The organism is Pseudoalteromonas sp. AOP7-A1-14 (genome assembly GCF_052376275.1).
In the GTDB taxonomy this organism is placed as follows: Bacteria; Pseudomonadota; Gammaproteobacteria; order Enterobacterales; family Alteromonadaceae; genus Pseudoalteromonas.
This window is the reverse complement of sequence record NZ_JBQSVO010000186.1, coordinates 1-3644: the sequence shown is the minus strand read 5'-3', so window position 1 is coordinate 3644 and position 3644 is coordinate 1. Positions and strand designations below refer to the sequence as shown.

Sequence of the window (3644 nt, the reverse complement as noted above, 5' to 3'; positions counted from 1 at the left end):
GTCAGCATCAATTTGAGCTTGCACCATAAAATAACCTAAAACACCAAAAATAAGCGGAAAGATAATTAGCGGTAATGCGATAATAAACATTAATGTTTTTTTGTCTCGAAGCAGCTCTTTTAATTCCTTTTTAAATACCTCAAACATTATTTTTCTCCGTCAAAATAGTCATAAATGCTCGGTTAAGTGTCTCACTACGTCCTTGTGATTTGAAGGCATCAATTGTCCCATCAAAACAACTTAGACCTTCGTTAATGACAGCTACACGATCACAAAGTAATGCAACTTCGTCTAAATGATGTGTAGAAAATATAACCGGTGTACCTTTTGCTTTTAAGCCCTTAATAAACTCAATAACGGTTTGAGTTGTCATTATATCAAGTCCAGTTGTAGGTTCATCTAAAACAACAACTGCCGGTTGATGTACGACAGCTCTTGCTATATTCGCTTTTTGTTTCATTCCCGTTGATAGCGTTTCTGCACGTTTATCTATAAAGCTGTGCATATCAAGTAAATCGTAAAGCTCTTGGGTACGCTCTTTGATTAATATTTTATCCATTGCGTGTAACTTAGCAAAATATTCAATATTTTCTTTTACGGTTAAGCGTCCGTATAAACCTGTACTGCCTGATAAAAAACCAATTGACTTTCGCCCATATAATGGCTTTTTCACAATATCTTGCCCAGCAATAGTAATACTTCCTTCATCGGGTACTAGTGCGGTAGATAACATTCTTAAAGTGGTGGTTTTACCCGCACCATTAGGGCCAAGTAAACCGAGCACTTCGCCTTCATTACAATGAAAGCTGACATCACGTACTGAGTGAAAATAATCTTTATCTTCACGGGGGTCGGTTTTTTCTAATTTATTTTTTTTATGATCTTTAGTTAACTTAAACTTCTTTTTAAGCCCAGATACTTCTATCATGTTCGCGTCCTACGTTTAGCCCTAAAGTAATCTGTATTACTGTAGTATTCAGGATTTTTATTATCATCACACCAACCTGGCACACCTAGTAATGGTAAAGGTGAAAGTTGGCGGTTGTCCCTTAAATAGTTATTTAAATTAATCATCTCATAAAGTTTATTATCTAGATACTGATATTGTGTTCTTAAATCTTTACAGAATATCTCAGCAGGTACTTTTATAAATAATGCTTTTCCGGTCAGTCCTATATAAGGCTTAGTCATCATTTCATAATTAGCATGACCAAACATAAAAGGCTTGATGGTTTCACCCCACTGCTGGCGCTTCACAAAAAATGCGTGTTTCCATTGATGATCACGTAATAACTCAGGCCAACATTCATCACTTTGTTCATTTACGGCAAGTATCACACCGCATTCATCAAATAAAGTGAGCGCATTTCGGTGTTTACTTCGCTTTTGTAAACCATGTCGGTTAATTTCTTCAATATGGCGCTGGTTTATCAATGCTTTAGTTTTTGGAAATAAACACCAAATAAAGCCACCAAATAAGTCATGCCAGCTTTTTTCACGCGTAGGTACTTGGCCGGTTTCATAAATAATTTGCTCATAATAACGTTCATCCCCTTCGCATACTGAATCCGCTACAAAAGTTACTTTTTTATCGCTGCCCGTATGTGCATCTAAAAAAGGAGTAAACCAATCATAATCTGGCCAATCGGTTAATCTACTTAAACCAAACAGTGTATTTAAATGTGCAAATGCACCACTGGTTACGCTTTGAGCGTGCCACTTTTCATGAGGGATAAAACGCTTCATGTGTACTCATTAGTTAACGTATTAATAGCATTAGTTTACCGCAAAAACTGGTTCTATTTAATAGAACTTCTTATAATGCACTTACATAAAACTATAAAAGAGTCGTTATGAAACGTTATTTTTCTCTTACGCTACTAGCAAGTGCCGTACTAGCTGGTTGCGCTACAACAAGTATTACTAATGAAGATGTTAGCAACGGTTATCAGTCAATTAATGCAGAGCAACTTGCTGAACATGTAAAAGTACTCGCTTCTGATGAATTTGGCGGACGCGCCCCATCATCTAAAGGGGAAGAACTCACTCTTGCTTATTTAACTGAGCAATTTAAAGCAATTGGCTATGAGCCAGGTAATGGTGACAGCTTCTTGCAAGAAGTACCTTTAGTGTCCCTTGAAGCTGATTCAGACATGGCATTAACTATTGGTGGCAAAGATTACCAGTATAAAAAAGATATGGTAATGGGCAGTAGCCGTATCAGTGCTGAAGAAAGTATTAAAGATTCAGAACTTGTATTTGTGGGATACGGCGTAAACGCCCCTGAGTATAATTGGAATGATTACGAAGGTTTAGACGTTAAAGGCAAAACCGTTGTTATGCTGGTTAACGATCCTGGGTTTGCTACCAAAGATCCTGCTTTATTTACTGGCGATGCAATGACTTATTATGGCCGCTGGACTTATAAGTATGAAGAAGCGAGCCGTCAAGGTGCCGCTGGTGCCATTATTATTCATGAAACAGCCCCAGCATCTTATCCGTGGTCAGTAGTTGAAAACTCATGGAGCGGTGAGCAATTTGGTTTTCAAAAAGAAAATAACAATATGGATCGCGTTGCTGTTGAAGGCTGGGTAACTACCGATGTAGCTAAAGAGCTATTCGATAAAGCCGGGCTTGATTTTGCAACCATGAAAGAAAATGCAGCAAAAGGCGCATACCATGTTGATATGGGCGATTTAACAGCGTCGGTTGCGGTTAAAAATACCATTAAAAAATCAATCTCATATAATTTTATCGCCACTTTACCAGGCAGTGAAAAACCTGATGAGCATGTCATTTACTCAGCACACTGGGATCACCTAGGCACAGATAAAAACCGTAAAGGCGACCAAATCTATAATGGGGCTCATGATAACGCAACAGGTACGGGTGGTTTGATTGAAGTCGCCGAAGCCTTTACAAAACTACCAAAAAACCCAAGCCGTTCAATGACATTCTTAGCCGTTACGGCCGAAGAACAAGGTTTATTAGGCTCTAAATATTATGCGGCAGACCCTGTGATCCCAGCAAACAAAACCGTTGCTAACATCAATATGGATAGCTTAAACTTACTGGGTAAAGTAAAGGATATTAGTGTTGTAGGCATTGGTAAATCTGAAATGGACACACTGTTAGAAACTGCCGCTAAAGCCCAAGGTCGCGTTGTTTCAGGCGATCCTAAGCCATCATCAGGGGGTTACTACCGCTCAGATCACTTTGCATTTGCTAATATGGGCATACCAGCAATGTATGCTGGAGGTGGTAGTGAAGCGCTGGATAAAGAAACCGCTAACTACCGTAAACGTATGAGCTTAGTGCTGCGCGGTTGCTACCACCAACCTTGTGATAGATACCGTGATGAATGGGATTTATCGGGTGCGGTACAAGACTTACAGTTATTTTATCAAGTAGGTTTTGATATATCAGAGCAACAAGACTGGCCGACATGGAATAGTAGTTCTGAGTTCCAACGCAAATAAATGCAAATGATATTGATTATCAATTAAGACCATATTATAGTGCAACCTAACTACTTTTTAGGTTGCACTCATGTTTTTTCTCTCGCACTATAAAACCCATCAAGCCAACTCCACATTATTTATGCTTTCTAATAAACGTTTATTATTGCCACTATTACTTTTATT

3 protein-coding genes and 1 pseudogene are annotated in these 3644 nt (G+C 38.5%); 1 reads left to right on the top strand and 3 read right to left on the bottom strand.

Annotated elements, in window-relative coordinates; all coding sequences use genetic code 11:
• The 3 genes and pseudogenes from ACT3RM_RS17235 to ACT3RM_RS17225 all read right to left on the bottom strand — a co-directional run.
• A pseudogene (locus ACT3RM_RS17235) lies at nt 1–147 on the bottom strand (ABC transporter permease); the annotation flags it as partial.
• A complete protein-coding gene (locus tag ACT3RM_RS17230) occupies nt 140–928 on the bottom strand; it encodes an ABC transporter ATP-binding protein (protein WP_441836292.1) in 789 nt (262 codons plus the stop codon). The gene ACT3RM_RS17230 and the pseudogene ACT3RM_RS17235, both read right to left, overlap by 8 nt.
• Complete coding sequence (locus tag ACT3RM_RS17225) at nt 925–1746, bottom strand: DUF3025 domain-containing protein (protein WP_441836293.1); 822 nt, start codon at nt 1744–1746, stop codon at nt 925–927. The genes ACT3RM_RS17230 and ACT3RM_RS17225 overlap by 4 nt, the downstream gene beginning before the upstream one ends.
• Nucleotides 1747–1853: 107 nt before the next feature.
• On the opposite strand from ACT3RM_RS17225, the gene ACT3RM_RS17220 reads away from it, so the two are divergent.
• Nucleotides 1854–3479: a M28 family peptidase gene (locus tag ACT3RM_RS17220; protein ID WP_441836294.1), complete on the top strand. Its 1626-nt coding sequence runs from the start codon at nt 1854–1856 to the stop codon at nt 3477–3479.
• Nucleotides 3480–3644 lie beyond the last annotated feature (165 nt).